This is a genomic window from Paenibacillus sp. FSL H8-0315, assembly GCF_038005365.1.
Classification (GTDB): Bacteria; Bacillota; Bacilli; order Paenibacillales; family Paenibacillaceae; genus Paenibacillus_AQ; species Paenibacillus_AQ odorifer.
This window is the reverse complement of sequence record NZ_JBBOTA010000001.1, coordinates 1,237,445-1,252,763: the sequence shown is the minus strand read 5'-3', so window position 1 is coordinate 1,252,763 and position 15,319 is coordinate 1,237,445. Positions and strand designations below refer to the sequence as shown.

Here is a 15,319-nt window from a genome sequence, read left to right as displayed (position 1 = left end):
AGGAGGTGTTAATGATGGATCCCTTTAACTCTACTATTTTGGACGATAATCTTAAAGAGCTTCAAGAAAGGCTTGGCCATAGCCCTGATATTGTTATTCGTAGAATTAAATCCATAACCACACAGGTTGAGGTAGCTGCCGTATATATTGAGGGATTAATAGAAAAATTGAGGGTCAACGAGTTTGTGGAGCATGCGATGTCGTTTGATAAACTAAGTGAAGAACACCCGGTGGTAACATCCGCTGAAGATATCTTTTTGTATATGAAAGAAGTGGCGAGAGGAATCGGAGAAGAACAGACGCTTGAAGATTGGGATGTGCTTTTTGAGGCTTTATTCTCTGGAGATACCATTCTTTGGGTCAACGGGATAAGGGAAGCTATCAGAGGGAATACAAGCGGCGGTGAGGTTAGAACGGTATCGGACGCTACAACTCAAGTAGCCATTCGTGGCTCCAAGGAAGGTTTCACAGAATCTATTGGGACGAATATCTCTCTGGTGCGCAGGAAAATAAAAAGCCCTAATCTCTGGGTAGAGTCGATGAAGATAGGTGACGTCACGCAAACGAATGTATCTATTATGTATATTCATGGAATCGTCAATGATAATACCTTACAGGAGCTCAGAACTAAGCTGCAAAGCATTGATATAGACGGGATTCTGGAATCTGGATACATTGAGCAATTTTTAGAAGACACTCCCTTTTCCCCATTCCCAACATTATATAATACGGAACGTCCTGACAGTGTTGCAGGAAATCTTTTAGAAGGACGAGTTGCTATTTTTGTGGACGGGACCCCGTTTGTGCTGATTGCACCTACAACCTTTTTTATGTTTTTACATGCCGTAGAAGATTATTACCAGCGTTATGATATTACGACTTTGATCCGATTATTGAGATTTATTTGCCTTGTTATTTCGTTATTTGGCCCAGCACTCTTTATTGCGATTCTAAATTTTCATCAAGAAATGATCCCAACAGCCCTACTTATTAATTTTGCTTCGCAAAGGGAGGGGGTTCCATTTCCGGCTTTTATTGAGGCTATGCTGATGGAATTTACTTTTGAGATTATACGTGAAGCAGGAATTCGTATGCCATCCCCTATAGGTCAAACTGTATCGATCATTGGGGGCTTAGTGTTAGGACAGGCAGCCGTACAAGCCGGTATTGTCTCTCCTGCAATGGTTATTGTAGTTTCACTTACAGGAATATCCAGCTTTGCTACTCCTGCTTTTAATATGGCTCTTTCCATACGCATCTTGCGTTTCATCATTATGTTTATCGCAGCCTTTATGGGGCTTTATGGAATAACGATCTTTACTTTTATTTTGGTTGCTCATATGTGCAGCTTGAAATCGTTGGGTTTTCCATATATGTCTCCGTTTGGTCCTTTTATCGCTGAGAATCAGAAGGACGCGATCTTGCGTGTGCCCTTGAAATATATGAAAACTCGGCCGCGTCTTATTAGCCAAAAAAATAATACTCGACTTAAGGTGAATGATGGAAAGCCGGGGAGTGGCAAATGAAGGTCGGATGGATGATGCGTTCATTTATTTGTATATGCTGCTTAATGTTGCTGACAAGCTGCTGGAACAGTCGGGAGTTAAACAATTTAGGCATTGTGACCGGTATAGGTGTGGATAAAGTGCCGAATAAAGAGGAATATCATGTTACTTTTCAGATTGTGAATCCATCCTCAACAGCCACAAGTGCAGGAGCTAGCACCGGACAACCCACGGTCACTATTTATTCTTCTACGGACCGTACGATCTTTGGCGCTTTTCGCAAGACTTCAAAAAAGGCGGCAAGACAGATGTTTTTTGCACACACGCAGCTATTAGTTTTAGGCGAATCTACAGTGAAGAGCGGTATTGATGGGATTTTTGACATCTTTGAAAGGTCCCATGAGCTGCGGCTCAACACGAATGTTATTGTAGCCAGAGATACGGAAGCATCCTCTATTCTGAAACTATTGCTTCCCGTAGAAAGCCTGCCTGCAATTGGGATTATTAAAAAGAGTAAAAATACCGCTAGAATATATGGAGAAAGCCGGGATATCAATGTTTTTGAGCTAATTAATGGTATCAGTGGGGAAGGGTCAGTGGTGATATCCGGAGCCAGAATTCTTGGAGACGCTGAAGAAGGAACTAAAAAATCCGGGATGGAGCAAACTCAAGTAAAAGCACTTGTCACAATGAGCGGGCTAAGCGTATTGAAAAAAGGGGTTCTTCAGGGATGGCTGGATGGACCTCTTGCCCGGGGGGCACTGTGGGTACAGAACGAGATTAATGAAACCAGTATTAATGTAGATTCAGATGAGGCTAAAGATTCGATAGCTGTGAACATTAATTATTCAAAAACAAAAATTAAGATTGAACTCCGCAATAAAGTACCCGTCATTCATGTGAATGTTGTGGAAGAGGGGACACTTAATGAGACTCAGAGTTATATTGAGCTAAGTGATAGAGAGGTAATCGTTCAATTGGAACAACAAGTGGCTCTTAAAACTAAACAGGAAATAACCCAAGCCTTACAGGCTGCTCAAACTATGAAATGCGATATTTTCAATTTTGGGAATGAACTGAAGCGCACAAATCCAAAAGCATGGGAGACTGTTAAGGACGATTGGGAGTCAGTGTTCGCGGAAGCGGAAGTCGACGTTTCTGTGGAGGCATATATTCGCAGTGTAGGAATGAGATTAGAGCCGCAATTGTTAAAGGAAAAATGACAGGGTTTAGTTGAGAAAGGTGGGAGAAGGCCACTTTATGAAAAAAGAAACCATCAGCGCGAGTCAATTATTTGCTTTGATTTTTTTGTTTGAATTGGGAACGGCCCTTGTGGTACCGATTGGACTTGAAAGTGGCCATGCTGTCTGGATTGCTATTCTGTTAGCTTTGCCCGGTGGACTTCTTTTGTATTTGATTTATGTTTATTTATACCGGCAATATCCGGGCATGATTATTAGCGGGTATACAAGAAAGATACTGGGCAATGTTATAGGCTGGCCGTTAAGCTTAACATACATTCCAATCCTTCTCTTCAATGGCTCCCGAAATCTGCATGAATCAGGTGAGTTGTTAATAGCTGCTTCTTACGACAGAACACCCGTGTTCATCATTTATGCAATGATGGTTGTTGCGGTAATTTACATCTTAAACAAGGGGATTGAGGTGTTTGCGCGGACAGCTGAGATTTATATGCTGATTATAATATTGTTGGGCTTGACCAGTTGCTTTTTGGTTATTGCCGCCGGACTTGTAAAACTAGATAACTTGTTTCCGTTACAGGCCTCGGATTGGAAGAATGCATTAAAATCAGCCTATCTGAATATATGGCTATTTCCGTTCGGGGAGATGGTATGTTTCACTACGATTTTACCTCATATCAAAAAAACCAAGGTAGCAAAAAGAACCGGAATCATCGCAATGACTTTATGCGGATTATTACTCAGTTTTACCCATGCCATCGAAATATCCGTTCTAGGAACAGAAATCTACAGTAGAGCCAATTTTCCGATGTTCACTACGATAACGTTAGTAAACCTGGCCAATTTCATTCAACGTTTGGACGCGCTTGTGCTCTTAACCTTAATCATTGGAGTATTTTTTAAAATGTCAGTATATTGCTACGCTGCAATGGTAGTCACCGCGGATCTATTCAAGGTACAAGACAGCAGGAAGCTCGCCGTTCCCGTCGGTATTGTTGTTTTGTTCGGGGCTTTTATTAGTTCAGCGAATTATCCGATACATATGGACGAAGGAAGGATATTTCTGAAATATATTTTGCCATATTTCTGTGCCGCTGTACCTATTCTCTTGTGTATCGTTCATTACATCCGCAGAAAATTAGGGAGTATAGGTTAGTTTATTTTATTTAATGGATTTATTGCTTCTATTTCGGATAGAGGATGTAATTGTATTAACAAAAGGTAAGGAGATAAAAACGAGCATAGTTATTGATTCCTGTATGCTTGTAGCTGCAAAGGAGTCATAGATCGTCCGCATTGAAGCGGTGAGGGTTTCTCCTGATAAAAGGTCGATGATTACTGCCATCAGCAACCCCATAAAAGCAAGCATGAAATATAGTGATAGCAATTTCATAATGATCAACTCCATTTGCTAGATTAACCTTAGGCTAAATGTATTATTACCTCTTGAGTGTTTTTGTAGTCAAAAGACATAACAAATCCCCTACTGCTCCAATGTTGTTGGAAGCAGTAGGGGATTCTAATTTAAGCGCATTTTATTTTGTAAGCCAAGCAGCCAGCTCTTCGGTCTGGGATAACACGGCAATTGGATCATAGTACCAGGACCGTTCTTCTTTCCATACATAGAGATGGCCATTTTTGACAGCGGGTAGGCTACTCCAGATTGGATCAGCTTTGTAATCAGCTTCTGTACGGTTATTGGAAGTTAAGATAATATAATCTCCTGCGTATTTAGCGAGTGCCTCTGTAGAGATTTCCGCCCATTGCTTCTCCATAATTTCTGCGGCCACAGCTGTAGGGGGCTTGCGACCCAGCGCCTGATAGACAGGCTGTCCGCCTCGGCCAAAGTTATCGCCATAGGCCCAAATGGATTTTCCGCCGTCTTCCATGATGGAAAACGTTGCATCTGCAGGGAGTACTTTGTCTACTTTGGCTTTAGCTTCAGCTATCCGTTTGTCGTAATCTGCAAGCCAGCTTTTGGCTTCCTCTTCTTTACCAAGGAGTTCTCCGAAATAGGTTAATTCGGCATGAGCATCTTTCAGATCACCATATGGCACAACGATGGTTGGAGCAATTTTGCTTAGTGCTTCATAGCTTTCAGCTTGTCCAGAAATAATCAAATCAGGATTAAGTGCGATGATTTTTTCAGGTGACATTTTGCCGTAAGTTCCAGTGTCTGCAACTCCAGTAAGTGCCTCCTTAAAATACATATTCTCCAGTGTTAATCCGGGAGCACCAACAGGGATGGTATCTAGCGCAATCAGACTGCCCAGATATTCCTCAGCGACAATCCTTTTAGGTTGAACAGGAATTTCAATATCACCATTTATAGTAGTGACCTTTTTTAGAGCAGCTGTTTCCGTAGTTTCTGTTGGTTGACTAGTTTCGGTAGGTGCTGTAGTAGCCGATGATGTGTTGCTGGTGTTACTGCCAGTATTCCCCACAGAATTATTGGAATTCCCGCAAGCTGATACGACTAGAATTAATGCCAGCATGAGGGGAAAAAGAAGCCAATGGGATTGTTTGGTGCTATTTTTTCCTGGATTATGCAATTTGTTGTTCCTCCTATGTATATTGATTATCATTCTCAATAAGAACTTTACAAGCTTCACCGGGTATTTACTATGGACGGATATGATCTCAGCTTATGCAAATTTATGATGTCATTACCCGTAGCAATTCTTGAAGCTGTGCCTGTGAGGACAGTGGGTCAAATCCGTAGAACATATCACCTTGGTTCAGAATATATACCCGTCCGTTACGTACTGCATCTAATTGCTTCCAAGCTTTAGAATGTAGTAGGCGAGTAAAACGTTGTCTTCCCTCAGAAGATGAAGGGATGCTGGTGATAATAATATGGTCAGCAGGAAACGATACGATATCCTCAATAGATGCCTCTAAATATCCGGAATCGGTGATCCCTTTTTCAATAATTACGGAGGGGGGTTTGAAGCCAAGATCACCGTATAGAATTTGGCAACCTCTGCCGAAGCTGCTACTGAAACAGTAGGCGGATCGGGAGCTAACCTCCCACACGATAGCCGTACCTCTCTCCATTCCTATTGCATGGTTTAATAACCCGTTGGCAGTAAGACAAAGTCTGTCATAATGACTTAGCCACTGTTCAGCACGCTGTCGTCGATTCACAACCTCGGCAATCAGAGCAAATTGCTCTCGCCAACTCATTTGCATAAAGGGCAGCTCAATAACCGGAGCAACAGGAGTCAGAATCTTATTGTCGGGTAGACTGTAGCCGATAATGACATCTGGCTTTACCGCAGCTACTGAGTCATAGAGTAATGAAAATTTGCCCTCGCTCATTTGAAGCTGTTTGGAAGCGGGAACTTGTTCCAAGCTATGTTGCCATTCGGAATAAACCCCGAGTTGAGGCATGATTTCCAGTACTCGCAGGCTAGCGGTGTGATTATAGTTCAGGGCAACGACCCGTTTATTCTTATTCTGGTAGGCTGTAGGTGAAACGCCAACAAGCTGCTTGAATTTTCGGCTCAAATAAGTTCCCTCTTCGTAACCAACCTCATGTGCCAATGTTGTCAGATTGGGGGAACTGGTCAGGATTCGTTGCTGGGCTTTACGGATTCTAAGGAGTGTAATATAAGCACTGAAGGATAGACCTATTGATTTGCGAAAGGCTCGCGAAAAGTGCTCAGGGCTCACTTCAGCTAAAGCAGCCATTTGATCCCGTGTGATATCTTCATTGTAATGAGCTTCTATATACTCCGTCACTTGCTCCATCCAACTGCTTGATCTTTCTTTACGGGATGTCAGTTCACTATGAAGCTCCACTAGGAACTGGGTGAATAGCTGCTGGACCCTAAACGGCTTTTGCTTATCAGCGTCTATCCAAGCACTGTAAAGCTCACCTGCCAAGGCTGTCAAACGTGTGGAGGCATGGTGGACAGGGGAGTTGTCATTTATAAAAATGTCCTCATCTTTACTCTGGGGTATACAGGAATACTCAATCCATATCCCCTTTAACTGTAATTCAGGTTCCATCTTCAATAAAGAAGAACTACTAAGGGCTATTAAGCTTCCGGCCATGACCTTGTGTAGCTTACCGTCTATTTCAAGAAAACCTTTCCCATCCCAGATTATCATAAGGCTGGAATTAGTAGAAGAAATGTTTGAGGCTGTGTAGTTGGTTATTCCCGATAAGCTGATGACCCGAAGGGGCATATAAAAAGGATGGGATGAATAAGGCATCCCGTCGGATTGGATCTGCATGTAGTAATCCCCTTCTTTTCATTGATAATCATTCTCATTTATAGTATAACAGTCTTTCTTACTATTGACTATAATGATGCTTATGATAGTGTTTAAAATAATCCACGAACGGAATAGGGTTAGCTGATAGGAAGGGGTTGAAGTCATCCATGACGACCTGGAATTTACAAGGAACTGTAAGTCACTTATTAATATGTAACGGTAGCAGCTGCAAGAAACATAAAGGTGAAGAGGTAGCTGAAGCGATAGAAGATGAGATTGAGAAGCAGGGCGCACAAAGTCTTATACATACGACTGTGACCCGTTGTAATGGAAGATGTTCAGATGCTTGTGTGGTGATCGCTTATCCCGAAGGTGTGTGGTACAAAGAGATTACACCTAAGCTGGCGAAATCATTAGTGCGGAAACATTTGCAGGGGGAGAAGCTTGAAGATCACGTGTTATACACCTATGATGGACAATTGATTGCTTCAAATGAAAAGGACGCTAAAGGGAAAAAGAAAAAATAGCAAGGCTTGGGAGTACCTTTTAGTTGCGGTTCTAACCCTGTACAGAGGAATATCTCGTGCAGGGTTATTTATTTATAAACAGGGGAGGATTATGATTGAATCGGATCATGACCAGACTCGTAATAGGACTGTGTGCTTAATTAAGGACATCAAATTTGACTTGCAGGGCTAACGTTGACTATGCTATTAAAAAGTGAATGAAATAACACAGTATATATGATGGTTTATAGGGGAGAGGGTACGATGGAGAGGCTGCAGGTGTGGCCAGAGAAGTTCAAAAAATTTTTTCTGAATAATAAATTTGTAGTAGTGCTGCTCATTATGCTGCTGGTTGGAATTAATATTCTGGTATTCTCCAAAATACCGTTTATTTTTAAGCCGATATCAGTATTGCTGCACACCGTGGCCGCACCATTATTACTGGCAGGTATAGCTTATTATTTGCTGAATCCGTTGGTAGATCGGATGGAGAAAAGATCCCGAATAAAACGTGTATATGCAATAATCATCCTATATTTGTTGATTGCTGGTATCATCACGCTGGTTTTGTTTATGGTCATTCCAATTATACGGACTCAGCTATCAGGATTGATCGACAATTTTCCAAGGTATAGTGAATTAATTCAAGAACGGTTTATGGATCTGACCGGAACGGAGTTCTTTGGGCAAGTTCAAGACAGTATCGGAACGAACCTTAGTGAGATAACATCTAAGATAACAGCGTGGGGCAGTTCTTTTCTGAATAATGCCTTGACGGGTGTTGGCAGCTTTGTAGGAGCCCTTACAGAGATTGTCTTGGCGGTTGTAACGACGCCATTTATTTTGTTCTACTTGCTTCGCGATGGGAAAAAATTGCCGGATTATATTCTGAAGTTTGTACCTACTTCTCTGCAGCCGCAGACTCGTATGGTCATGTCGGAGATGAACAGTCAGGTATCCTCTTACATACGCGGGCAAATTATTGTCAGCTGCTGTATTGGTCTGCTGCTCTATATTGGCTATTTAATCATTGGTTTGGAGTACTCTCTCGTTCTGGCTATTGCTGCTGCTTGTACAGCAGTTGTTCCTTATCTGGGCCCGGCAATCGCGATTACACCTGCCCTAATTGTGGCGATGGTCACTTCTCCATTTATGCTGCTGAAGATGATTATCGTGTGGACGGCTGTTCAGCTGATTGAAGGAAAATTCATCTCACCACAGATCATGGGCAAGACGTTGAAGATTCATCCGATAACCATTATTTTTGTAATTATATTCGCAGGTAAAATGTTTGGGATTCTGGGGATTATCCTTGCAGTTCCGGGTTATGCGGTACTTAAGGTGGTATTTACACATCTTTTTGAATGGTTCCGGTTTCGATCCGGCTTATATAAACAGATTGAAGAGAATAAGGAATAATGTGGAAGGGTGAAATGTAATGGGAGGACCAATAGCAGTAACCTCTTACGGTAAGCTTCAAGGAATACAGGAGGGGGACGTGAATATTTGGCGCGGGATCCCTTTTGCAGCCCCACCTGTTGGAGAACTTCGGTTTCGTGCACCACAGCCACCAGAGGCCTGGGATGGGATTAGAGATGCTTCTGAATTTGGTCCAGTTAGTCATCAGCCAGCGGATACGAGAGGTACTCGGTTCGGTGGCAAGACGCCGCTTCATTCCGAGGATTGTCTGTATTTAAATATTTGGGCGCCAGCAGTTCATGATGAGCCCCTGCCTGTTATGTTCTGGATTCACGGGGGGACGTTTGTGACCGGGGCTGGAAGTCAGCCGCAGTTTGACGGCACAAGCTTCGCTGAGCGAGGCAAAGTAATTTTAGTGACCATTAACTATCGGCTGGGTCCATTTGGATTCATGAATTTGTCTCCATTTGGCCATGGGCTTGCTTCTAATCAAGGATTATTGGATCAAATTGCCGCGCTGGAATGGGTAAAACTGAATATTGCTGCTTTTGGCGGGGACCCGCAGCGGGTAACTGTATTCGGAGAGTCAGCAGGGAGTATGAGTATCGCAGCCCTTTTGGCCATGCCAGCAGCGAAGGGGTTGTTCGCTGGTGCGATTATGCAAAGTGGGGCTGCTCAGACACTGCCTTCCGAGCAAGGAAAGTACATTGCAGCGGCACTGCTAGCTGAATTAGGGATTGCTCCAGATGGAGATGCCAGTCTTCTGCAAACATTTTCTTCTGAACAAATTATCGATGCAGCCGCAAGAATGACTAAAAAGTTAACGGGTGGCTCAATTGGCATGTTATTTCAGCCTGTCATTGATGGGGATACACTTCCTGTAGAACCTGCACAGGCTGTGGCAGAAGGATCGGCACATGGTATTCCGCTATTGATCGGAACCAATCGTGATGAGGGCAACTTGTTCTTCAGAGAAGAATCACCTGAGGCAGACTTTGACGAATCACTCAAGGCGCTGGAGCAGATGATGGGTACTGGGAGTCTGAAAGAGATTGCTAACCATTATTCTTCCACCTGGGAAGGACAAGCCGAAATTCTAACGGATCTTTACTTCTGGGCAACCTCGGTGTCTCTGGCGGAAAACCAATTGAATTATGCACCTGTCTGGATGTACCGTTTTGACGGCACGATCCCAGGTCATCCTTTGTTAAATAAAGCTGTGCATAGTGCAGAAATCGTTTATGCCTTTAATAATCTATCTCATCTAACCCATCTTAGGGCAGAAATTAATCCAACGATGCAGAAGTTGGCTGAAGTTATGCATGACGCTTGGATTGCTTTCGCTCATCAAGGAAATCCGGCTACAGCTGCGAGGTTATGGCCGAAATATAATCTGGAGGAACGGGCTACCTTGATCTTTGATGAAGATACGCATGTAGCTTATGATCCTGAATCAGAGAAACGCAAAAGAATTGTCACTATGCTGGCTTAAGAAGATTGAGAGGCTGAATAAAGATGCAGGTAGAAGGTTTTAACCATGTGACCGTAAATGTCAGTAATTTAGCAAATTCCCTGAATTTCTACACAGGAATTCTGGGCCTTCAGCTAGTTCATAGAGGTAAAACTGATGCTTATCTGGAATGGGGAAGTGCCTGGATATGTCTTCTTGAAAAGCCTGATTATATGGCGATTGCAAATAATGTGGTTGGGATAGACCATATCGCTTTTAGTATTGCAGAGGAACATTTTGAAGAAGCCGTCCAAGGATTGCAAACCCAGAATGTGCCCATAATTAGAGGGCCGATCAAACGGGGAATAGGCTGGACGGTCAATTTTCTAGATCCAGATGGTATACAGCTGGAGCTGCATACCTCGAATCTGCGGGAACGAATGAGTGTTTGGAACACTGCTACCGAATAAAGATGGGTGTCCTATCAGCCTAAACGGCTAATGGGACACCCATTTTTTTAACGACCTAAATATTCTTTGATTCCTAAAACTACTGCTTCGGCTATTTTATTTTGGATGTCCGGGGTAAACAGCAATGCTTCATCCTTGGTATTGCTTAAGTAACCACATTCTAATAATATTGCTGGCATTTTGGTTTCTCTTGTTACATGATAGTTTGCTTGACGAACCCCTCGGTCCTGCAGTCCTGTAGCACCTGCGAGGTATTTGTGAACGGTTTGAGCGAATAATAAGCTATCATTGCGTGTGTAATAGGTCTCTGTGCCACTAGGGTTACTTTTACTGCCCGCCGGAATACTATTGGCATGAACAGAGATAAATAGATCGGCTTTTACATTGTTGGCGAGGTTAGATCTGTCCTGTAGAGTTGGGTATGTATCGCCACTGCGCGTGAGTATAACCTCGATATTTGGTTCTTTCTTTAGTAATTCTGCAATTTTCAGTGCTGTCGGCAAGGTGAAATCTTTCTCTTTAAGCTTGTTAACACTTGAACTCCCTGGATCTTTCCCACCATGTCCTGCATCGATGACGATTATCTTCTTGTCTGTGTTGCCGGTAGAAGGTGGAGGAGTTGTAACCGGTACTTCTGGTAAGGTGGTTTCAGGAAGCGTAACGCTAGTCCCATTAAGATCCACAATAATAAGTCCATCATTAGCATTTATCAGACTGTAGCTATTAGCGCTGTTTAGATCAATGACGATCCGAATGGTAGATGGGGAACTGCTGAACAATGAATAGCGAACGGCAGAGACATTAGGATAGTCAGTAACCGTTAACTGTCCGCTTTGGTTCTTTCCTACGGACAGATTCTGATGGAAGTCGGTTCCAAAGCCAGTATTCGGTAAATCCACGACAATTCGGTCTTTGTCTGTCATAGTGAACACGGTAGGTTTTATACTGCCGTTCACTGCAATAACCAGCTGGTTATCGATGAAGCTAAGATTGGTGACTGTAGCTACTGAGCTATTCCCTTCAGTTGCTGTATTCCCGTTTGATCCGTTGTCTGAAGGTGCTGTTGGAGTGGGTTGTGGAACCGTAATTTCCGGATCGCTTCCCCCAATCTCAGGTACTGGAGAGGTTAAATATACGGTTTTGGTTACATTGTCCCAACCGACAGTAGTTCCTGTCTGTTCCCCAACAAATCTTAAAGGAACAAGGGTTGTGCTGCCACTGAGAAACGGAGGATTGTCCAGTTTGACTTGTTTCCCTGAAGCTTCTGCCATCGTATTATCCACGATCAGCTTTAAAGTAGTTCCCTTTTGCTCAATGATCGCCGTCTTGGTCACATTATCCCATTTCACGGTATAACCAAGCTGTTCCGCAACAACACGAAGAGGAACCATTACACTGCCATTTACAATTTGTACCTGTGCTTCTTTTGAAATCTTAAGATCGTTGCCGTCTAGGTTGATGTGTGTTTCCGCAGAGCCGGCATAACCAGTTCCTGGATGAACCAGCACCAACAAAAGCAGCAGTAACGCCAAAAAACCAAACTTTTTCATCTGCAATCCCTACCATCCCCGTTTATTGGTCTCTAGCAATTCTTACTTTTTCTTCCTTTGATGCCGTTTAAGGCTCGTATAAAGTATAAACGACAATAGTTTCCAAAAGTTGCGCTCTACAACAGATAAAAAGGAAAATTTTCGGTATAAAAATAGAAAAAGAGCCTTCCCAAACATTTGGGATAGCTCTCATTTGCTAGAGAGATTTTATTTTAACGATGTATAACCTGTTTTCTCTACCAATTTCTGACCTTGAGCAGATTGAATCCAATCCAGAAAGGGCTGAATATTAGGGTTGTCGCTTCCCGCGGTCACTGCATAAAATTCTGTTGCCAAAGGGTACTGTCCACTACGAATACTTTCCTTGTCTGGTTGAATACCATCGATGGCCAGCAGGGCTATTTCCCCGTTTCGATTCATTTCTGAGGCGTAAAATAAGAAGCTGTAGCCCAGTGCATTTTTATAGTTGCGATAGCTGGAGGTTTGTTGAATGATACCGCTCATAATATCCGCTACGTCTTCTTGAGGCGGCTTCATGAGTGGAGTGTCCTTCATAAACTTTTGCAACATCGTTTGGCTTCCGCTATCTTCAGGTCGTTGAAAAGCACGGATTCGGTTATTAGCTCCGCCTACATCTTTCCAATTTGTGACCTTGCCTGCGTAAATATCTTTAAGTTGAGCGGTGGAAAGTCCGGTTACGTCGTTTCGTTTGTTTACAAAAAATACGAAGGCCTCGCGGCCGATCGGCGTAAGCTTCAGTTCGACACCTTTTCTTTTAGCTTCTTTTTGTTGTGCAATTGACGGAGCCGCTACAAATATAATATCGGTTTCTCCTTCAATTAATCTCTTGTAAGCTTCAGGCGTGCTGCTGCAAATTACTTGACTTGCTTGAAAATCATACGGATTATAATAACCCTCAGGATAAGTAGATTGAACGAAAGCTGAATACAGTGGATAAAGTGCGGTTGCGCCGTCCAATCTTGGAAGATCGCTATCGATATGATAGGAAGAAGGCTCGTCCAGATTCACTGCTTTGGTCTTCTCAGCAAAGGGTTCATACTGTAGCAGATTAACCTCCCGATCATCGACAGTGGCAATTCTGTTGACGTACGCTTGCTTGATCTCATATCCTGCGGTCGCGAGCAGACTAAGTCCGAGGATAGATAACAATACAATATTGCTTGTTCTTCGGGACAACACATTAAATATGATGAGTACAACATAGATGGCTAATACGATCGCTAAGATCGCCACAAGTGGGGTATAAAACAGCAGTCCTCCGTAAAGCGCAGTAATTATAGCACCTATGAATCCTAAAAAAGCTATTCCTCCAACGGCAAAAATGGAGAACAATAATTTCGTCCAGAATGCTTCTTTCATAACAACCTCCTCGACATGATTACTAAACTATGGAAAAATCAACATAATTTCATTATACAGAAGTTTTTTGGATGAAGCAGTAGAACAATTACGAACAAACATGTAATAAAATGCTGCGAAACATGAAAGTAATGTGTACATTTTCATAAAGTACTGGACGAATGGCTTGAAGAGGTTTATTCTGAGATTGTGAAAAAAACAACGGAATACAAGATTCTCGGGGTAGGGTGAAATTCCCGACCGGCGGTAATGTTCAAAGCGAACTGAGCCCGCGACTCACTTGTTCTGCTTGCAGAGAAGTGACTGATCTGGTGTAAATCCAGAGCCGACGGTAAAGTCCGGATGGGAGAGGATCATAAGATAAAGACGCTAGGAGTCTATCCTTGTACGTCTTTATTGATAATGCCCCCGAGTTTACCTATTTGGTAATTCGGGGGTTTTTGGTCTCTTATCGAGGGTTTGTATCGACAAGGAGAAGGAAATTATGAGTAATGTTACAGCTTCATCATCAACTAAGGTTGGCAGTACATCAGCGCTACGCAGTGGATTTTGGCTCGTTGTGATTGGTGCAGCATTATGGGGCGTTGATCCGCTCTTTCGTATCATCCTGTTAAAATCCTTAACCTCATCGCAAATTGTTCTTCTGGAGCATGTGGTGCTTTTCTTGGCTGCTTCACCTGTTCTTTGGCGTCACCGGGCGGAGCTTAAAGGAATTGGATTTCGCCAGATTGGTGCTCTATTGATTGTTTCATGGGGAGGCTCTGCCGGGGCGACGATCCTATTTACGATGGCACTTTCCAGTGGGGATTTGAATGCAGTGCTGTTACTGCAAAAGCTTCAGCCAATATTCGCTATCGGTCTCGCTGCTTTAATTCTTAAAGAACGTTTGCCAAAAAATTTCGGACCACTCATTGTGTTGGCGCTGGTAGGAACCTATCTGCTGACCTTTGGCTGGAGTATCCCTTTCGGACATGTGAATAACTTTATTGGGGTTAGCAGTCTGATGGCCTTGGGAGCAGCTGCACTGTGGGGGGGATCGACAGTCATGGGACGTTATCTGCTCGGTTCTATGAAATATGAGACAGTGACTTCGCTGCGGTTTATCCTTGCGCTTCCTTTACTTTTCGTTATCACTACGCTAGAAGGTGCCCCGTGGCAGATTCATGGCGGGTTTGGTGCATCGGCAGCTATTGCGGTTAATTTATTGCTGCAAGCTTTGCTGCCAGGACTTCTTAGTATGTTGTTGTATTACAAAGGACTTAGCACGACCAAAGCTTCCTTCGCCACATTGGCTGAACTCAGCTTTCCTATGACGGGAGTAATCATCAACTGGATTGTGTTCCAACAGCTGGTCACTATCCCGCAGATTCTCGGATTTGCCTTGATCTGGGTCGCTTTATTCTTTTTATCTAATCAACAGTCCAAACCACAAACGCTCTGAGCAGATTGAAGTGGAATGGTTCTACCTATATAAAGATGATTCGAAGCCGTATGGCTTTCGGATCATCTTTTTTTGTATGTGATTTTACTCCTTGCTTAGATCAAATCGACTGCAAAAACTGCTGAAATGTTTCTAACGTAACATATAGCAGAGTTAATAAAGCGTTTACAAT

At 43.0% G+C, this 15,319-nt stretch carries 13 protein-coding genes and 1 riboswitch; of the genes, 8 read left to right on the top strand and 5 right to left on the bottom strand.

What is annotated here, in order from left to right; all coding sequences use genetic code 11:
- The first annotated feature begins 11 nt into the window (after positions 1-11).
- From MHB56_RS05455 to MHB56_RS05445, 3 genes are read left to right on the top strand one after another with little or no spacing between them, the layout of a single operon-like run.
- A complete protein-coding gene (locus MHB56_RS05455; RefSeq protein WP_341143357.1) occupies positions 12-1,526 on the top strand; it encodes a spore germination protein in 1,515 nt (504 codons plus the stop codon).
- The gene (locus tag MHB56_RS05450; RefSeq protein WP_076184080.1) at positions 1,523-2,728 is read left to right on the top strand and encodes a Ger(x)C family spore germination protein; all 1,206 of its coding nucleotides are present in this window, start codon (positions 1,523-1,525) and stop codon (positions 2,726-2,728) included. The genes MHB56_RS05455 and MHB56_RS05450 overlap by 4 nt, the downstream gene beginning before the upstream one ends.
- Before the next feature lie 37 nt (positions 2,729-2,765).
- The gene (locus MHB56_RS05445; RefSeq protein ID WP_076281415.1) at positions 2,766-3,863 is read left to right on the top strand and encodes a GerAB/ArcD/ProY family transporter; all 1,098 of its coding nucleotides are present in this window, start codon (positions 2,766-2,768) and stop codon (positions 3,861-3,863) included.
- A 6-nt stretch (positions 3,864-3,869) separates the two neighbouring features.
- On the opposite strand, the gene MHB56_RS05440 is transcribed toward MHB56_RS05445, so the two are convergent.
- From MHB56_RS05440 to MHB56_RS05430, 3 genes are all read right to left on the bottom strand, one after another.
- The gene (locus tag MHB56_RS05440; protein ID WP_076127617.1) at positions 3,870-4,100 is read right to left on the bottom strand and encodes a hypothetical protein; all 231 of its coding nucleotides are present in this window, start codon (positions 4,098-4,100) and stop codon (positions 3,870-3,872) included.
- Positions 4,101-4,242: 142 nt separating this feature from the next.
- On the bottom strand, positions 4,243-5,202 hold the full coding sequence (locus MHB56_RS05435) for an ABC transporter substrate-binding protein (protein WP_445667757.1): 960 nt from the start codon (positions 5,200-5,202) through the stop codon (positions 4,243-4,245).
- Between the two features lie 160 nt (positions 5,203-5,362).
- Positions 5,363-6,949 carry an AraC family transcriptional regulator gene (locus tag MHB56_RS05430; protein WP_076192273.1) on the bottom strand — a complete coding sequence of 529 codons (1,587 nt, stop codon included), beginning with the start codon at positions 6,947-6,949 and terminating at the stop codon, positions 5,363-5,365.
- Positions 6,950-7,098: 149 nt separating this feature from the next.
- On the opposite strand from MHB56_RS05430, the gene MHB56_RS05425 reads away from it, so the two are divergent.
- From MHB56_RS05425 to MHB56_RS05410, 4 genes are all read left to right on the top strand, one after another.
- A complete protein-coding gene (locus MHB56_RS05425; protein WP_076184074.1) occupies positions 7,099-7,458 on the top strand; it encodes a (2Fe-2S) ferredoxin domain-containing protein in 360 nt (119 codons plus the stop codon).
- 243 nt (positions 7,459-7,701) lie between these two features.
- Positions 7,702-8,856, top strand: a complete 1,155-nt coding sequence (locus MHB56_RS05420; protein ID WP_076127413.1) for an AI-2E family transporter — start codon at positions 7,702-7,704, stop codon at positions 8,854-8,856.
- A gap of 19 nt (positions 8,857-8,875) precedes the next feature.
- The gene (locus tag MHB56_RS05415; RefSeq protein WP_341143355.1) at positions 8,876-10,348 is read left to right on the top strand and encodes a carboxylesterase/lipase family protein; all 1,473 of its coding nucleotides are present in this window, start codon (positions 8,876-8,878) and stop codon (positions 10,346-10,348) included.
- A 23-nt stretch (positions 10,349-10,371) separates the two neighbouring features.
- On the top strand, positions 10,372-10,776 hold the full coding sequence (locus MHB56_RS05410; protein WP_076306175.1) for a VOC family protein: 405 nt from the start codon (positions 10,372-10,374) through the stop codon (positions 10,774-10,776).
- A 47-nt stretch (positions 10,777-10,823) separates the two neighbouring features.
- Here MHB56_RS05410 and MHB56_RS05405 read toward each other — a convergent pair whose 3' ends face one another.
- On the bottom strand, positions 10,824-12,326 hold the full coding sequence (locus MHB56_RS05405) for an N-acetylmuramoyl-L-alanine amidase family protein (protein ID WP_339248793.1): 1,503 nt from the start codon (positions 12,324-12,326) through the stop codon (positions 10,824-10,826).
- A 207-nt stretch (positions 12,327-12,533) separates the two neighbouring features.
- Positions 12,534-13,706 carry a substrate-binding domain-containing protein gene (locus MHB56_RS05400; protein ID WP_076192262.1) on the bottom strand — a complete coding sequence of 391 codons (1,173 nt, stop codon included), beginning with the start codon at positions 13,704-13,706 and terminating at the stop codon, positions 12,534-12,536.
- 209 nt (positions 13,707-13,915) lie between these two features.
- Positions 13,916-14,064, top strand: a riboswitch (FMN riboswitch).
- Positions 14,065-14,190: 126 nt separating this feature from the next.
- Between MHB56_RS05400 and MHB56_RS05395 the strand changes: the two genes are divergently transcribed.
- Positions 14,191-15,147, top strand: a complete 957-nt coding sequence (locus tag MHB56_RS05395) for a DMT family transporter (protein WP_076104422.1) — start codon at positions 14,191-14,193, stop codon at positions 15,145-15,147.
- Positions 15,148-15,319 lie beyond the last annotated feature (172 nt).